Source organism: Myxococcus sp. CA023 (genome assembly GCF_010998615.1).
Taxonomy (GTDB): Bacteria; Myxococcota; Myxococcia; order Myxococcales; family Myxococcaceae; genus Myxococcus.
Map to the genome: position 1 here is coordinate 1 of NZ_JAAEAH010000087.1, position 17801 is coordinate 17801.

At 69.9% G+C, this 17801-nt stretch carries 8 protein-coding genes; 4 read left to right on the forward strand and 4 right to left on the reverse strand.

Going from position 1 to position 17801, the window contains the following annotated elements; genetic code table 11:
• Nucleotides 1-49: 49 nt before the first annotated feature.
• A complete protein-coding gene (locus F8M74_RS30660; RefSeq protein WP_011552491.1) occupies nucleotides 50-772 on the reverse strand; it encodes an RNA methyltransferase in 723 nt (240 codons plus the stop codon).
• 267 nt (nucleotides 773-1039) lie between these two features.
• Here F8M74_RS30660 and F8M74_RS30665 point away from each other — a divergent pair, with 267 nt between their 5' ends.
• Nucleotides 1040-6781: an alpha-2-macroglobulin gene (locus F8M74_RS30665; RefSeq protein ID WP_141279682.1), complete on the forward strand. Its 5742-nt coding sequence runs from the start codon at nucleotides 1040-1042 to the stop codon at nucleotides 6779-6781.
• A 22-nt stretch (nucleotides 6782-6803) separates the two neighbouring features.
• On the opposite strand, the gene F8M74_RS30670 is transcribed toward F8M74_RS30665, so the two are convergent.
• Complete coding sequence (locus tag F8M74_RS30670) at nucleotides 6804-7487, reverse strand: phospholipase D-like domain-containing protein (RefSeq protein ID WP_141256624.1); 684 nt, start codon at nucleotides 7485-7487, stop codon at nucleotides 6804-6806.
• A gap of 33 nt (nucleotides 7488-7520) precedes the next feature.
• Between F8M74_RS30670 and pbpC the strand changes: the two genes are divergently transcribed.
• Entirely contained in the window at nucleotides 7521-9890 is a 2370-nt protein-coding gene (pbpC, locus tag F8M74_RS30675; RefSeq protein WP_171410401.1) for a penicillin-binding protein 1C, read from the forward strand.
• Nucleotides 9891-9947: 57 nt separating this feature from the next.
• On the opposite strand, the gene F8M74_RS30680 is transcribed toward pbpC, so the two are convergent.
• Entirely contained in the window at nucleotides 9948-11750 is a 1803-nt protein-coding gene (locus tag F8M74_RS30680) for a CotH kinase family protein (protein WP_228559999.1), read from the reverse strand.
• 292 nt (nucleotides 11751-12042) lie between these two features.
• Between F8M74_RS30680 and F8M74_RS30685 the strand changes: the two genes are divergently transcribed.
• A complete protein-coding gene (locus tag F8M74_RS30685) occupies nucleotides 12043-12513 on the forward strand; it encodes a hypothetical protein (protein WP_171410402.1) in 471 nt (156 codons plus the stop codon).
• Nucleotides 12514-12520: 7 nt separating this feature from the next.
• On the opposite strand, the gene F8M74_RS30690 is transcribed toward F8M74_RS30685, so the two are convergent.
• On the reverse strand, nucleotides 12521-16150 hold the full coding sequence (locus F8M74_RS30690; RefSeq protein ID WP_228560001.1) for a tolB protein precursor protein: 3630 nt from the start codon (nucleotides 16148-16150) through the stop codon (nucleotides 12521-12523).
• 193 nt (nucleotides 16151-16343) lie between these two features.
• On the opposite strand from F8M74_RS30690, the gene F8M74_RS30695 reads away from it, so the two are divergent.
• Nucleotides 16344-17795 carry an LVIVD repeat-containing protein gene (locus tag F8M74_RS30695; protein ID WP_228560003.1) on the forward strand — a complete coding sequence of 484 codons (1452 nt, stop codon included), beginning with the start codon at nucleotides 16344-16346 and terminating at the stop codon, nucleotides 17793-17795.
• Nucleotides 17796-17801 lie beyond the last annotated feature (6 nt).

Here is a 17801-nt window from a genome sequence, read left to right on the forward strand (position 1 = left end):
GGATTGGCGTGGGGAGGGGGACGGGGATGCCCCAGAAGCCGCGCTCCGTCTAGGGCGCGGGCTGACGCTTGCGGAGGCTGTGCAGCGCGGCCAGCCACAAGCGGGCTTCCTTCCGCGTCAACCGTGAGCGCCGCAGTGGTGCGAACAAGTCCCGCACCGCCGTGCGGCCCGGCTGGGCGTCCACGAGGAAGCCTCCCGTCGTGAGGACGGATTCCAGCGTGGACTCCACCTGGGCGAGCTCCGCGTCCGTGGCCGCCGCGGGCAGCGGGCCGGGCGGCGTGGCGGCGGCCTCCAGCATCGCCACGCGGACCTCGTAGGCGTACAGCAGCACGGCCTGCGCCAGGTTGATGGAGGGCTGTTCGGGCGCAGTCGGCACGGCGGACAGGTCGTGCACGCGCTCCACCTCCGCGTTGGTGAGTCCACTGCGCTCGTCACCGAAGACGAGCGCCACGGGCCCTTGGGGCGCCCGGGCCACCAGCTCCTCGCCCACCGCGCGCGGGGGGAGCCGGCGCTTGCCTTCGACCTTGCGCGAACTGGTCCCCACCACCCAGACACAGTCCGCCACGGCCTCTTCCAGCGTGTCCGCGCGCCGTGCCGCGTCCAGCACGTCCCCGGCGTGGACGGCGAGCCTTCGCGCTGGCTCCAAATCCTCCACCTCCGGGCGGACCCAGACCCAGTCGGAGAGGCCGCAGTTCTTCAATGCCCGGGCGGCGGCGCCCAGGTTTTCCGCGTTGCGGGGGCGCATGAGGACGAATCGGACAGGCAGCACCATGCGCGGGGCACCTTAGCGGTTTCTCGCAGCTCGAGGACTGCGGATGGAGGTCCCGCCGCGTCGCGGACTCCGCTAGCCTGTGGGCCTCGAAAGCCTTCGCAGGCGCCCAGGAGCCACGGACGGTGTGGCTCCCTGGACACCCTGCGGGTCCGCTGACGCGCGGGGGACGCGTCAGAGCCGCGGGCGCCTGACCACAGCCCTCTCTTCCTCGGCGTGTCCTCGTCCGGCACGCCGTGTGAAGAACACGCGTCATCTTCTGGAGGAATCATGGGTTCGCAGTCCGTCGTCACGCAGCGGCCATCGTGGGCGAAACGCTCGCGTTGGCTCCTCGCGGCCATGTTGGTGAGCGCCACGCTCGCAGGCTGCAAGAAGGAACAGGAGTCCACCGAGCCGCCCGCGCCGCAGCCCCAGTCGCCCGTCGCCGCGCAGCCGGCGGACGCGGGGACGGCCGTGGCGCAGGCGCCGACGCCCCCCGCGCCCGAGTTGCTGACGCCCGTCGTCCGCGCGGTCTCCACCAGCGACGTGCTGCCGCAGGACATCGTCATCGAGTTCCCGCGGGAAGTGCGCCCCAACGATGGCTCGGTGTTGAAGGACACCGTCGTGACCATCACTCCGGATGTGCCAGGCAGCCTCTCCTGGTCCTCCCCGTCCACGCTGACCTTCAAGCCGTCGGGCGCGGGCTTCGCCTTCGACACGAAGTACGCCGTTTCGGTGTCGTCGGTGGGGTTGGACTCGGGCGTGGTGAAGCCGGCCGCGGCAGGGGACTGGTCGCACACGTTCACCACGCCGCCCTTCCAGTTCGTCCGGATGGTGCCGCGTCAGCTCGACACGGTGAAGGGCCGCGTGGAGGTGGAGGTCGTCTTCTCCGGTCCCGTGGACATCGCCGCGGTGCGCTCGCGGGCGGGCTTCCGGGTGGGTGGGCAGGCCGTGGGTGATGTGAAGTGGCGCACCCTGCCCGCTACGCGCAACGTCGTCAGCGCGCAGCTGAGCGGCGGGTTGCTCAAGCAGGGCCGCACGGTCGACTTCAGCCTCCAGGCGGGACTGCCCGCCGCGTCGCAGGCGAAGGCGACGGCCCCCGCCGCGCGCAGCGCGTTCGAGCTCCGCGCCGGCAAGCGAATGGACATCACCCGCGCCTCGGTGGAGCAGGGCACCACGGGCTTCTACATCGAGGTGAGCTGCCGGGACGTGGACGGCGCCGAGCCGCCCTCCCCGCGCGAGACGGAAGGGTATGACCCGTACTACTGGGACCACCGCAACAAGGGCTGCACGCTGGATGACGGCGTCGCCGCGGAGGCCATCCACCTGACGCCCGCCGTCAAGGTCTCCGTCGCGCCGTCGCGCCGCGGCTTCCGCATCTTCGGTGACTTCAAGCGCGGCTCCTACGCGCTGCGCATCGACGCGGGCACGACCTCGGTGGGCGGCGGCATGTTGCTGGCAACCTACGAGGACGCCTTCGCCGTCCCCGCGCGCTCGCCGCAGCTGTCCTTCGCGACCACCGGCCGCTACCTGCCGCGCAGCGCGTGGCGCAACCTGCCGCTCCAGCACCTCAACCTGGACTCGGTGGAGCTCACCGTCCGCAACGTGCCGCCGGAGAACCTCGTCTTCTGGATGAGCGAGGACTACCGCGAGCGCGCGGATGAGCGCACCTCCAACGTGGTGGCGAAGCGAACGCTGGCGCTCAAGTCGCCCCCCGACATGCTGGCGACCACCTACGTGGACGTGGCCAACCTGGTGCCCTCGAACACGAAGGGCCTGGTGGAAATCACCGCGAAGCAGAACCACCACGTGGCGGCGAGCCGCATCCTCCTCACCAACCTGAGCCTGGTGGCCAAGCGCGGTGAGGCCGCGCCGGGTTCCAACGGCGCCGGTGAGGTCTGGGTGTGGGCGCTGGGCATCGAGAGTACCGAGCCGCTGTCGGGCGTGGAGGTCTCCCTGGTGAAGAAGAGCGGCGAGTCGGTGGCCCGCTGCACCACGGTGGCGGCGGATGGTTGCCGGCTCCAGGTGCCCGCGCCCGGCGTCGACGACAGCGTGCCCTTCGCGCTCATCGCCCGTGACGGCGAGGAGCTGACGTACCTCAAGTACAGCGAGCTGAAGACGGAGATTGCCAACGCGGACGTACATGGCGAGTCCTACCGTTCGGCGAAGGCCTACCGCGCGTCGGTGTGGTCGGACCGGGGTGTTTACCGCCCAGGTGATACGGCGCACATCGCCGCGGTGCTGCGGGGCCAGGACGACAAGGCGCCGCCGGCGGGCTTGCCGGTGGAGTTGGTGGTGGTGGACCCGCGCGAGCGCGAGCTGAAGAAGGTGTCGCTGAAGACGAACGAGGCGGGCCTGGTGACGCTGGACCTGCCCTTCGAATCATTCCAGGACACGGGCAGCTACCGCGTGGTGCTGAATGTGGCGGACCGCGAAGTGGCAATCTACTCCGTCAGCGTGGAGGAGTTCGTCCCGGAGCGCATGAAGGTGGAGGCGCGCACGGAGCAGGCCGGCTACCTCCAGGGCGAGGAAGTCCCGGTGGGCGTGGAGGCCGCGTACCTCTTCGGCGGCTCGGCGGAGGGCAGCCCGGTGGAGCTGACGTGCCGGCTGATTCCGTCCGCCTTCAAGCCGAAGGAGAACGCGCAGTACGCCTACGGGCTGTGGCGCCAGGACGGCAGCGAGCCCCGCCCCGTCACGCTGGGCCAGGTGCAGGGCACGCTGGACGCGAAGGGACAGGCCGTCCTTCGTTGCCCGGCCCAGGGCGCCATGGGAGCCCTGCGGGGCGCCGGGGCGCTGAGCGCGCTGGCCAGCGTCTTCGAGTCGGGCAGCGGCCGCTCCACCCAGGGCAGCGTGACGGTGCCGGTGCACCCGGAGGCGTACTACGTGGGCCTCCAGGGCAGCACGGGCAAGGTGAAGGCCGGCAAGCCCTTCACGGTGAAGGGCGTGGTGGTGGATTGGGACGGCAAGCTGCTGGCCGCCTCGGACAAGACGCCCAAGACGGTGGACGTGGAGTTCCTGCGCCTGGAGGAGGAGTACGGCTCCTTCTACGACGAGAACGAAGGCTACGAGCGTTACCAGCGCTACCTGCGCCCGGTGCGCGAGGGCCGCTCCACGGTGGCGGTGAAGGACGGCCGCTTCTCGCTGGACGTGACGCCGGGCGCGGACTCCGCGGGCTACATCGTGCGCGTGCGCTCGGGTGGGGCCCAGACGGACCTGGAGCTGGAAGGGGAGGGCCGCTACTACTGGTGGGGTGAAGGCTCGCGCGTGGACCAGACGCCTCGCCCGCTCAAGCCCACGTCGCTGGACCTGGCGCTGCCGGCGAAGGGGCGGGTGGGGCAGGCCATCACCGTGAAGCTGAAGTCGCCCTACAAGGGCCGCATGCTCTTCACCGCGGAGACGGACCGCGTGCTCGCCTCCGACTGGGTGGCGGTGGAGCCCGGCGAGGTGACGTGGAGCTTCACGCCGTCCGCCTTCGCGCCCAACGTGTACGTGAGCGCCTTCCTGGTGAAGGACCCGCACCTGGAGTCCGCCGAGGCCTTCATGCCCGACCGCGCCTTCGGCGTGGGCAGCGTCACGCTGGAGCCGGTGGAGTACACGCAGTCGGTGACGATGAACGTGCCCAAGGAAGTTCGCTCCAACGACACCCTCACGGTGGACCTGGAGCTGGGCCCGCAGGAAGGCCCCACCTTCGCCACCATCGCGGTGGTGGATGAGGGCATCCTCTCCCTCACGCGCTTCCAGAGCCCGGACCCGCAGAAGCAGCTCTTCTCCCGGCGGGCGCTGGGCGTGGAGACCTTCGAGACGCTGGGCTGGACGCTGCTGGTGCCACCGGGCGGCGCGTCCCGCTCCACGGGTGGTGACGGCGAGGGCGGCGCGGACGGCCGCGTGCAGCCCGTCAAGCCGGTGGCGCTGTGGAGCGGCCTGCTGCCGGTGCCGGCCAACGGCAAGCTGCGGGTGCCCTTCAAGCTGCCCCAGTACCGCGGCGCGGTGCGGGTGATGGCGGTGACGGCGGGCCCGCAGCGCATTGGCCGCGCCAGCGCGCAGGTGTTGGTGCGCGACCCGCTGGTGCTCCAGACGACGTTGCCACGCTTCCTCACGCAGCACGACGAAATCCAGGTGCCCGTCTTCGTCACCAACCTGTCCGGCAAGGCGCAGGACGTGAAGGTGACGCTCAACGCGGAGTCACTGCCGGTGCCGGGGCTGGTGATGCCCGCGGCGGCCACTTCGCCGCTTCAGCTGCTGGGCAAGAGCGAGGGCACGGCGCGGGTGGCGGACGGCAAGTCCCACACCTTCGTCTTCCAGGCCCGCGCGGTGCAGGCGGTGGGCGCGGCGCGGCTGTCGGTGACGGTGGAGGGCGGCGGCTACACCTCGAGTGAGTCGCTGGACGTGCCGCTGTCTCCGGCGGGCCCGCGCGAGCGCCTGGTGCAGCAGATTGAGCTGGCGCAGGGGACGACGGACGTCTCGCAGTACCTCCAGGGCTGGGTGCCCACGACGGAGCGCTCCACGCTGTGGGTGACGGCCAATCCGTACGCGCGCTCGCTGCAGCACCTCGCGTACCTGGCGCGCTACCCCTACGGCTGCGTGGAGCAGACGACGTCCGCCACCCGTCCGTTGCTGTACGTGTCCGAGCTGGTGAACGACGTGGACCCCACGCTGACCCAGGGCGGGACCGTGGGCGACATGGTGCTGTCGGGCATCAACCGCATCCTGGCCATGCAGACGCCGTCGGGTGGCTTCGGCTACTGGCCGGGCGCCACGGAGCCGGTGGGCTGGGGCTCGGCGTATGCCGCGCACATGCTGCTGGACGCGCAGAAGCTGAAGTACCCCGTGCCGCAGGACCGGCTGAACGACGCGCTCACGTGGATGTCCACCGAGCTGAACAAGTTTGAGAGCCGCCAGAGCCGCGACGACATGTACACGGACAGCGCGGAGGCCTACATGCACTACGTCCTCTCCGTGGCCGGCAAGGGCCGCAAGGCGCGTGTGCAGAAGCTGGTGGACGCGCTGGCGGAGCGGGCGAAGCAGAAGGCGCTCACGGGCGAGGAGCAGGAGCGTGACTACATGCTCAAGGCCTCGCTGTGGCTGGCGGGCGACCGGCGCTACGAGAAGGAGCTGCGCAACCCCGACCTGTCGCCCGTCACCGGGGAGCGGAAGAACGACTGGTCCTTCTATTCCGACCGGCGCCGTCGTGGCTTCATGCTCAGCACCTTCCAGGACTTGTTCGGCAAGGACGCGGCGGGTGAGCCGCTGGCGCGCATGGTGGCTGAATCGCTCCAGGGGCACTCCAGCGGCTGGTACACGACGCAGGAGTTGGTGTGGGGCATCACCGGCCTGGGCAAGCGGCTGCAAGGGACGTCTACCCAGTTCTCCGCGCCGGTGCTCAAGGCGGACGGAAAGGTCATGACGCCGGTGCAGGACAAGACGGTGCGTTCGTCGGACCGGACGTGGGCCCTGGCCCGCGCCAGCGAGCGGCAGGGCCTTCAGCTGGAGGTGACGTCCAAGGACGAGGGCCGGCTGTACCTCGTGCTCAGCAGCGAGGGCGTGCGCTCGGACAGCAAGCCCCGTACGGGCGGCGAGGGCCTGGCGCTCACGCGCACCTGGCGCAAGCTGGACGGCACGGTGCTGGCCATGGGGCAGACCCCGGTGGCGTTGGCGGACCTCGTCTACGTGGAGCTGGAGATTCGCAACACGACGGGCGAGCGCGTGCAGAACATCGCCCTGGTGGACCGGCTGCCGGCGGGCTGGGAAATCGAGAACGCGCGCCTGGGCCGGGGTGGCTCCACCGACTGGGTGGACCCGGCGTCGCTGTGGTCCGCGGACTACGTGAACATCCGCGATGACCGGATGGAGGTCTTCGGCAGCCTGGGGCCTCGCGAGTCGAAGAAGGTCGTCTACGCGGTGCGCGCGGTGACGGCGGGTGCCTTCACCCTGCCGTCGGCGGAGGCGGAGGCCATGTATGACCCGCGCCTGTGGGCGCGTGAGCCGGGCCGGACGATTCAGGTGTCCGGGCCGTGGAAGGACAACCTGCTGTAGCGCGCGGCGCGGGGAGACGCTCCTAGTCGAGCGTCTCCCACAGCGCGTCGAACGCGCGGCTGAAGGGCTGCACCAGCCGCGCGTCGTCGGATACCAGGACGTTCTCGTGGTTGTACTCGGCGGCCGAGCGCGTCCAGTTGTAGCTGCCCGTCACCAGCCGCAGCCGGTCGAACACGGCGAACTTGTGGTGCATGTGCGCGGACGTCCTGTCCAGGCGGATGGGGATGCCGGCGTCCCCCAGCCGCTCCATGTCGGAGCCCGGGTCCATGGCCTTGTCATCGTCACTCACGATTCGCACCCGCACCCCGCGCCGGTGGGCGTCCAGCAGCGCGCGGGTGATGCGGTCATCCGTCACGGTGAAGACGCAGACGTCGATGGAGCCGCGTGCCGACTGGATTTGCTGGACGATGGCGTTGAGCGGGCCCTCGCCCGGAGAGAAGTGCGCCTCCATGCGCGACGTCGGCCCGGGCTCGGGCGCGTGCAGCGCCTGCACCGTCTCCTCCAGCCAGGAGATGACCTCCCGGGAGCGCGCGTCCTTCATCGACGCTCGCGCCAGGGCAAAGGCCCGGGAGCGGAAGAGGGTGAGCAGGGCCTCGCCTGCCCGCCGCTCCGCCAGGACGGCCTGCAACGCCTGCCGCTCGGTGGGTGTCAGCCGCCGGTCGTCGAGAATGGACGTCAGGATGGCGTCGATTTCAAAGGCATTCATTGCGCGTAGTATATGCCTGGGATTCACCGTCTCATGAGCCGTGCCCGTCGAATCACCCGGAAGCTCTTGCCCGTCGGCCTGGGGTTGCTAGTCCTCACCGTAGCCGCGTGGGTGGCCGCCTGGCGCGTGCCCCTGCCGGCCCGTCTCTTTGCGCCCGCATCGGTGGTGATGGAGTACCGGGACGGCACGCCGGCCCACGTCTTCCTGGCCCCGGACGAGCGCTGGCGCATCCCCACGCAACTGGAGCGAGTGGACCCGGACTATGTCCAGGCCCTGCTGGCCCTGGAGGACAAGCGCTTCTTCCACCACCCGGGCGTGGACCCGCTGGCGGTGCTGCGCGCGGCGACGCGCAACCTGTCCACGGGGCGGCGGGTGTCCGGCGCCTCGACCTTGACGATGCAGTTGGTCCGCGTGTTGGAGCCGCGGCCCCGCACCTTCACGTCGAAAGTCATCGAGTCCTTCCGGGCGATGCAGCTGGAGGTGCGGCTGTCCAAGCAGGAGGTGCTCGCGGCCTATCTCCAGTTCGTCCCGTACGGGCGCAACGTCGAAGGCGTGGAGGCGGCCGCGCTGGCGTACTTCGGCCACACGGCGGCGAACCTGAGCCCCGCGGAGATTGCCACGCTGCTGGCGGTGCCGCAGAACCCGAACCGGCGCTACCCCACGGCGCAGAACATGGCCCGGTTGAAGTCGGCGCGGGACGGCGTGGCGCGAAGGCTGCTGGACGTGGATGCGCTTCCCCGAGGGCCCGAGGCGGCCCGCGTGTCGGCGGAGACGGTGCTGCGCGAGGTGCGCGACACGTCTGTTCCCACGGACCTGAAGCCCTTTCCCCGTGAGGCGCCACACGTGGCGGTGTGGCTGCGCACGCAGCGGCCGGAGCATGCCCGGCTGCGCACCACGCTGGAGGCCGGCACGCAGCGGATGGTGGAGCGGTTGATGCGGGACGCGGCGGTGGGGCTGGCGCCGCGAGGCATCTACAACGGGACGGCGGTGGTGGTGGACCGGCAGCAGGCGGAGGTGCTCGCGCTGGTGGGCAACTTCGACTTCTTCGACCAGAAGCACGGCGGGCAGATTATCGGCTTCGCCACGCCGCGCTCGCCGGGCTCGGCGCTCAAGCCCCTGCTGTATGCCATGGGCATCGACCTGGGAATGGTGGGACCGGAGCAGCTGGTGGCGGACGTGCCCACGGCCTACGGCGGCTATGCGCCGCGCAACTTCGACGGCCGCTTCCAAGGTCTGGTGCGCCTGGAGTACGCGCTGTCCCAGTCGCTCAACATGCCCTTCGTGCGGCTCTTGGAGCGCGTGGGGGTGGAGCGCTTCCTGGGCGCCCTGCACGCTGCGGGAGTCACCAGCCTGGTGCAGGAGCCCGGGTACTACGGCCTGTCCGCGGCGGTGGGCGGCATCGAGCTGACGCCGCTGGAGCTCGCGGGTGTCTACGTCGCGCTGGCGGGGGATGGACGCGCGCCGCCGCTGCGGCTTCTGTTGGACGAGAAGGCGGCCGCGCCGGTGGAGGTGCTGTCCCCTGGCGCGGCCTGGCTGACGCGCCAGGCGCTGTCGCTGAGGGACCGGCCGGACTTCCCGGCACGCCGTCGGCTGACGGGCATGCCGGCGCGCGTGCACTGGAAGACAGGGACCAGCTTCGGCCACCGCGACGCGTGGGCGGCGGGCTCGGGGCCCCGGCACACGGCTGTCGTCTGGCTGGGGAATTTCAATCACACGCCCAGCGTGCACCTGGTGGGCGCTGACGCGGCGGGGCCGGTGCTGTTCGACATCCTGGAAGGCGTGGGCCCGCGCGGCCTCAACCTGCCGGACGAGAGCGTGAATCCGCCCGATGACCTGGCCGTGGTGGAGGTCTGCGCCTATTCGGGTCACCTGCCGACGGACGCCTGCGTGCAGCGCAGGCACGTCTACGCGCGGCGCTCGGCGGTGCCCACCGCGCGCTGCCCGTACCACCAGCACGTGGAGGTGGACGTGGCCACGGGGCTGTCGGTGGGGCCCATGTGCCGGACGGGGCGGAAGACGGAGACGCGGGTGTATGTGACCTGGCCGGCCACCATCCGCCGCTGGCTGGAGGAGCAGCACCGGCGCCTGCCGGAGCCGCCCGCCGCCGCGCCTGGCTGCGAGCCCGGGGGCGCGCGCGCGGCCCCGTCCATTGTCTCCCCCGCGCCGGGACATGTGGCCGTGCTGATTCCCGGTGTCCCGGCCTCGCAACAGGAGGTTCCGCTGGAGGCGGAGGCCTCACACGAGCGGGCACTGACGTGGTTCGTGGACGGGGCCCTGCTGGGGACGGCGCGCGCCGATGAGCGCGTGTGGTGGACGCCGTCCGTGGGCTCCCACGAGATTCTCGTCACCGATGACCGGGGACTGAGCGCGAAGCGGACGCTGGAGGTCCGCATGCGGCCCTGAAGCGCAGCGCCCCCGGAGGACAGGAGCGCCGCGCTCAGGTGCGGCTCGCCGCCGCGCTCAGCGCACTTCCCAGCCCCGCGCGCCGCGCTCGTAGCGCTTGCCCGCGCCCAGGTCGCCGTAGAAGAGCAGGTCCATCACGCCCACCACGGAGCGCCCGTCGAAGAGGCCAATCTCGCCGTTGGCAGGCATCTGGATGCCCAGCTGCGCGGCGTTGAGGCGGACGCGCTGCCCCGGGGCCACCGTCAGCTCCGGCAGCACCGCGCCGATGGGGGCACGCACCTGCGTGGGCAGGTGGCTGGGGCTCTGCGCCAGGCTGATGCGCAGCTGCGTCGTCAGCACCATGCCCGCCAGGGAAATGGGCGCCGAGGTGCGGTTGCCCACCTCCACCCAGCCTTCACGCGGGTGGACGGCTTCCAGCACCAGCGTGGGGTGCTGCTGCGCGAGCCGTTCCAGCTCATCGAAGATGAAGTCGCGGCGCTCGCGCACGTAGCGCTTCAGGTAGGCGCGGCCCGCGGTGAAGCGGCCGTAGTCCATGAAGGGGTCGTCACGCATGTGCGGGTCGATGAGCGCGTGCAGCTTGTCGATGTGCGCGTCCATCACCTCGTTGGTGAAGAGCTCATCCATCGCCTTGACCAGCCGCGCCTCCAGCCGCTCGCGCAGCACGGGGTTCATCACCACGCGGGTGGCCAGGTTGGAGAACACCGGCAGGTAGCCGGGGTACGAGGCCGTCTCCAGCTTGCGCTGCTCGTACATCTTCGCCACCCAGGCGTCCGTGAGGGTGAAGCTGAACAGCGGGTGGCGCATGTTGCTGGTGCTCTGGCTCATGTCCTCCACGCTGATGGGGTACCACCAGCGCGAGTCCACGTTGTTGAGGTCCCACGGGACGTAGGACCACCTGGCCACCGCGCGGTCGTAGATGAAGTAGCTCTCCGAGTCCTCCACGTAGTTGTTGGACATCAGCGCGTCCATCACCATGGCTCGCAGGTAGTGCTCCAGCTCGAAGCGCTTCTCCATTTCACTGACGAACTGGGGCTCGGGCGTGTGGTTGATGGCGCCCACCATCTCCCAGAGCTTGTCGTCCGGCTGGGACTCGTTCGTCTTCTTCGCCCAGTCACCCTGGTACGGCACCTTCACCATCTTGAATTCGCAGTCCTTCCAGCCACACCGGTAGATGGTTCCATCCGTGTCGGCGTAGGCGTGCGCCCGCAGGAAGGCCTTGTTCACCTGCTCGATTTCCAGGAACACGCCCTGGTACACGCCGTTGACGTTGAGCCGCACCAGCGTGCCCTTTGACGCGGGGACGCGCATGGCCTCCAACAGGTCGAAGGCAATCTTCTCCGCCAGCAGCGTCGCGTCCGCGTACTCGGCCACGAGGTTGAGTGACGTTCTCCCCTCGAAACGCATGCCGTCCTCGAAGCTCACGTTCCAGCTCTTCTTCGGGAAGAAGCGCGCGGAAGCGCCCCGCAGGCGCACCTGCACGCGGTACGTCGTCCCGTTCGCCTTGAAGAGGCCGTCCTGCTCCGGCGTCCAAGGGTCCGCCTCGAACATCCGCATCGTCTCTTCGGGGATGATGAGCTCGTACTGCGGCACCGACGTCTGCACGGGCGGCATCACAAAGGGCCGCTCCGTCTCCGGCACGGGCGGTGGCGGTTCCGGCGGCGGCTCCACCGGCGGCGGGTCGATGGGAGGCGGGTCCACTGGTGGCGGCTGCTCCGGCGGCGGCTCCTCCTCGCCAGGGGGCGTTTGCGGATTCTCCACGCCCGGAGGGTCCTGGAGGAGCGGTGGCCGCTCCGCCTGGGTTCCTTCACAGGCCCACAGGCTCAGCAGCGGCAGGCACAGCAGCAATCGAGAAGGAGTCATCAACGCCGGCGCAAAGCAACGGTTGTGCCCGTCTCCAGGGCCCCTTTTTGGTGGAGAGCAAACGCTTGAATGGGCACGCAGGCACCCACCGTCGCGTGCAAGGGAAACGGATTACCCAACCTGGCTGCTTGTCCCACCTTGGAGGGAATGGGACGCGAAGGGGCCCCTGGCGGGGCAGGCAGCCGGGCGGAACGGGGCCCCTTTCCCCGCGTGGGCTTGTGCACGGGGGACGGCGGCGGTCCTAGCTTCAAGAGAAGAGGGGGCGCGCCGCGTCAGGGAGAGAGGGCCTCATATGGAATCGTGGAACCAGACGTCGTCAGACACCGTCCGTGTCCACACGCCGCTGGTGGTGAACCGGCGCATCGACGAGCACGTGGAGCGCTGCGTCCGGTACATGGCGGAGAAGGGGGACCGCGCGGAGATGACGCGCTACCTCGCCCGGCTGGAGCGCGAGTGGGACATCAACCGCGCCCTCGCCGTGGGCACGTCGGCCCTGGGCCTGCTGGGCCTGCTGCTGGACCGGCGGGCCGGCGGCCGCTGGCGGGGGCTCACCGCAGTGGCGGGGGGCATGCTGCTCCAGCACAGCGTGTCCGGCTTCAGCCCCCTGTCCGAGCTGCTGCGCGTGCTTGGCGTGCGCACCCGCCGGGAAATCGACCTGGAGAAGTTCGCCATCAAGGCGCTGCGCGGCGACTTCGAGCGCATCCCCATGGAGGGCGGGCCCATGGCTCGCGCCAACGCCGCCCTCGTCGCCGCGCAGTCCTGACGCCGCCTCAGCGGCGCGGCGCGGTGTAGCCGCCTCCCACGGAGGGCATCAGGGCCGGGGACATGGGCGTCGGCGATGGGCCGACGCTCTTCCCGGTGTTCGCCTGGTCGAAGAAGCCATTGAGGCCGGCGATGCCCAGCGAGAAGTTCGTCACCCAGCCCGGGTCCGGCCGGCCGGCAGCGGCGCCGACGTCGAACGGCCGGGCGAAGTGCAGGCGCAGCAGCAGGGGGCCCAGCGCGAGGTTGAAACCGACGACGCCGTTCACCACGCGGTGGTTCCACAAGTCATCCCGGCCCTCGCCGACGCCGCCCGCGTCGATGGCGGCAATCGCTTCCAGGTCGCTGAGGAAGGCCACCCGGATGATGTCGTTGAGCGGCAGCTGCGCCTCCAGCGTGGAGTAGACGTAGTGCCGGCCGAGCAGCCACTGGATGTCGCCGAAGTTCACGCCGCGCAGCGTGTCGAACGAAGACAGGAAGTAGGAGCGCGCGTACCGGCCTCCCAGCGTGGTGCCCAGGCCACCGCGGATGAAGATGTTGGCGCGGCCGTAGATGGGGAAGTAGCGCTCCGCGTCCACGCGCACGTTGCCGTAGGCCTGGTTGTCGAAGGGCTGCACGCCCACCGTCGTCTCCAGCATGGCCGCGCTGCCCGACAGCGGGCCGGTGGCGTAGTGGTACTTCAGGCTGTCGTAGCCAATCTGCCCGCTCAGCTCCGTCTGGAAGCGGATGGCGCGGTTGCGCGCGTTCCAGGCCGTCAGCAGCTCCCGGTTGGCCGCGTTGCGCTCGGGGAAGAACAGCTCGAACTCCGTGTAGTCGTCCAGGAAGTACCGGGTGCCACCAATGGCCAGGTCGCCCTGCACGAACAGGAAGGTGCTCAGCGGGTAGCGCACGCTGCCGAGCGCGCCGAAGAAGCGCTCACCCGACGTGAAGAAGGCATTCTGCGCGCCCTCTTCACCTTCGAAGGTGCGGTCCACGCGGAAGCGCAGGGACTGGAAGATGCCGCCACCCCACGTCGTGCGTGACTTGTCGTTGACGTAGAGCAGGTAGCCGTCCGTCAGGTCGAAGCTGCCGTACACCGCCAGGGTGAGCAGGAACTGATGGTCCTTCATGCGGTCACTGGCCGCCGCGAAGAGCTGGCCCACGAAGCCGCCGCCGCCCGCGCCCGCGAAGCCGAAGAAGGGACCGAACTCCAGGTTCTGCCGGGTGAAGGGCTCGTAGTTCTGCGCGTCCGTGAGAGGCCGCACCGCCAGCGGGTTGGGCGGCTCCGGCGGCGGTTCGGCGGGGACGTCCAGCGCCAGCATGCGCGGCGGGCGCAGCACCGCGGGTCGGCGCTCACCGGAGACGTGGAACAGCATCCACAGGCCGCCGTCCGGGCCAGGGCCGGGCTCGAAGACGCCCGTCGTCAGGTCCGTGCGCCGCACGATGCGGCCGTCCTTCGTCAGCTCGTGCAAATCGGAGCTGCTGTTGTTGAAGGCGGTGAAGAAGATGCGTCCGTCCGCCAGGGCCACCGGGGCCGTGTGGTCCCGCTCTTCGCTGGTGAGGCGCTCCACCTGCCGGGGCGCGTCCGGACGCACGCGGAAGAGGTTGAACTGGCGGTGGGATGTCGCGTCCGACGTGAAGATGATGCCCGAGGGACCCCACGTCACCTCGCGCTCGGAGAACACGTCGTCGGTGAGCTGCAGCGGCGGGGCGTCCGGGCCCGCCTGCAGGTCGATGGCGTAGATGTCCCGCAGACCCGCGTCGTTGATGCCGATGAAGGCCACCCACCGGCCGTCAGGCGAGAAGGCCGGCGAGTACGCAGCGAGCAGCCCGTGCCGGTCGATGCGGTACGCGGTGCGTCCGCCCAGGCTCAGGTCGACCACCAGGCCCACCTCCCGGTCGATGCCGGTCCGGATGGCGTTGCGGCGCACCAGCACGTCCTCGCCGCGCCGCTCCGACTTGTGCGTGTAGTCCTGCACGTAGATGACGTCGCGCCCGGTGATTTCGGCGATGAAGGCCAGCTTGTCGTTCGTCAGCGCGAAGCTGCGTCCGGAGATGGGGTGCAACGACTCCACGCCCGGCACGCCGTCACCCGCGACCTTCACCGTCTTGTCCGGCACGCGCGGATCCATGATGTACAGCCGGCTCTCACCCGTCTCCGGGACGATGGTGCGCAGCCCCAGCACGTTGCCCGACGGGGAAGACGCCATGGCGGTGGTGTAGCCGGGCGCCTTGTCGAGCAGGTCCAGCGCCGGCGCGGACTGCTCGGACGCCAGGTACGTCTTGAAGGCCCGGCGCTTCAGCCAGTTCTCGAACCGCGCGGAGATGCGCTTGGGGTTGTCGCCGGTGAGCCGCTCCAGCAGCTCCTCGAACTTGAGTGCCGGTGAATCGCGCGAGCCACCCGACAGCCGCGGCGACTCCTCCAGCACGCGCTGGATGAAACCGGCGCCGTACTCCTCTTCGAGGAAGGACACGCGGACCTGGCCCACCTTGTAGATCCACAGGTAGCCGTAGGGCCCGGGGGAGAAGAAGTCGAGGAAGGCGTAGCCCTTGAAGAGGTCCGGGTTCACCAACAGGTCCCGCACCAGCATCTCCGCTTCCGGGTCCATGCCGCGCTTGGCGTAGAACTCGGCGAGGCCTTCGATGAACCACAGCGGAATGGCTTGCAGCGGATCGCCGAACATCTTGGCCTGCTCGGCCACGGTGCGGACCTTCTGGATGGTGAACTGGTGCGCCAACTCGTGGGTGCTGACCTCCTCGAAGAGGCGGTGGTCGCCCAGGTACGGCAGCGTCAGCTTCAGGTCCTCGCCGGTGCTGGTGAGACCGAGCGTGCCCTCGGACACGGCGAAGAGGTTGGTCTGCAGGAACTCCTGGTAGCTGCTGTAGAGGATGTACGGGAACGTCTTGGTGGGGACGTACTTGAACTGGTCCACCAGGTACCGGTAGGCCTCCTCGATGAGCGGCGCGGCGCGCTCGGCCACCATGCGCTCACGCTCATAGAAGTAGAAGCGCACCCCGCCCGACTTGTCCCCCAGCGACTTCGCGTAGGTGTAGTTGAACCCACCGTCCGCGCCCGCGAACACCGACTGGCCGCCGCCCAGCACCGTCCCGCCGTCGTCATCGGCGTCGGTGGCCATCAGGTAGGTGTCGCCCGCGTCCTGCTCGCCGCCGTCGGTACCACCGGCCGCGAGCGTGCCGCCATCCGCCGTCCCCGCGTCGGCGACCGCCAGGCCACTCTCCGGGACGCCCCCGTCTTCACCCGTCGTCAAAGGCGGCACGCCCGCGTCGGTCGCACCCCCGAGCACCACCGGCGTGCTGTCGGGCAGCCCCGTCTGGGATTGGGGCTCGGACGTGCCTCCCGTGGTCTCCGAAGGCGGACCGGTGGGAGGCGCCTTCGTGTCGCCCTCGTTCGGCGAGGTCGTGGGCGCGCCCGGGTTGGCGCCGCCTGGACTCTCCGGTGGTTGTTCGTGCGCCGTCCGCTCGGGAGGTTCCGCCAGACCCGTGGCCCCCGGGCCGACGAGGATGTCCGTGTGTCGCCACTCGAATTCGTAGCTGTTCACCGCCGTTTTCCCGGGTCTTCGGGGCACGACGTAGAACTGGGCAAGCGCGAGCCCCGGGAAGAGCAGGACGAGCAGGGCTGCGGCGAGGGGACGGGGGTTCACTGAAGGCACCTCTGTGGGTGGGGTACCGGCGAGACTACACCTGCTGGGGAGGCTGCCTCCCAGCGGTCCCGGTATACAAGCGTCCCGACTATTTCTTTCCGTTTACTTGACGGGCGGTGGGCATCGCTCCCTCGGAGGCCGGGGGAGCGCGCTGTTTCGTCGGGCGCTGGCGCCGGATGATATGCATGGGGGCATGAAACGCCTCCTCGCACTCACCAGCACCCTGGCGCTCGCCACCGCTTGCGGCAATGACAATCCGTCCGTTCCCAAGGCGGAGTGTCAGGTCGAGGCCATCGATTTGTCGGCCTGCCAGCTTTCAAGTCTCTCCGCCGTACAACCCGAGGGCATCTGGAACCTCAATATCAACCTCAACGACGGTTCAGGAGCCGCGGCCGCCATGCGGTTGTCGGGAGGGGGCAGCAACACCCAGATGCTGATGGGTCTCGCCGCCACGGAGCGGCAGAGCACCCCGGAGTCGTTCTTCCTGGCCAGCGAGTTTCAGGGCTCCAACAACGTGACGATGCGCTTCGCCGTCGCCGGGTGTTCCTCGTCCGGGCCCGGGCAGATGTCGGGCATCTTCCGGCGTTGCGCCAATGGCACCGCGGACATGAAGGGCACCTTCGAGGCCATCCGGCTGGGCCGCCGTGCGGGTGAAGCGGAGGCGTCCGGCGTGGAACTGGTCGGCGAGGTGAAGCTGACCGACGCCACGGCCACGAATGTCGCGGTGGCCCATGGCCACGCCTACGTGACGGCGGGGGCCAAGGGCCTCATCACCTTCGACCTGAGCGACCCCTCGCAGCCGCGCCAGGTCCGCCAGTACGAGCTGTCCAACGACTACTACACGGACGCGCTGGTGAACGGGAACACGCTCTATGTGGCCAGCCGCCGCAGCGGCATCGCCGTGTTCGACATCACCAACCCGGCGGTACCTGTCCGCCTGCGCTCCGTGCCCGAGTCCGTGGTGGAGGTGAACTCCCTCGCGCTGGACGGAAACGTCCTGTACGCGGCGTCGCCCGCGCCCAACGCGGAGGTGTACGTCTACGACGTCTCCACGCCCGCGGAGCCGAAGCAACTCAGGCGGTACTTCGTCGAGGGCGCGGAGCCCAAGGCGGGGGAGGTGCCCCTGCACGTCGCGGCGATGGGCGGCCGGCTCTACGTGAGCAACTGGTCCTTCGGAATGACCGTCTCGGACGTCACCACCCCGGCGAGCCCGAAGCTGTTGGGCCGCTTCGCCAACGGCACGTCGGCCGCCACGGCGGTCGGCATGGTGGGAGACCGCGCCTACGCATTCGACGCGGGCGAGGACTGGGGCGCGCACCTGAGCGTGCTGGACGTGAGCGCGCCGGCCACGGTGGCCCGGACGGGTGAGTTCCGGACGCGCCCGGAGGTGTCCATCCGCTCGGTGGCGTTCTCCGGGACGAAGGTCTACATGGCCTATGGTCAGGATGGCCTGCGCATCGTGGACGTGTCCGTCCCCGGCTCGCCCCAGCAGGTGGGTTACTACAACACCTGGCGGGAGACGGATGCGGGCCACGGCGTCGTGTTCCTCGAAGGCCTGAGCAAGGTGCACGTGCCGGGCGACGGATTCGTGTACGCGACGGATTCCTCGCGAGGCCTGCTCATCTTCCGCGAGACGACGGAGTAGGCTGTC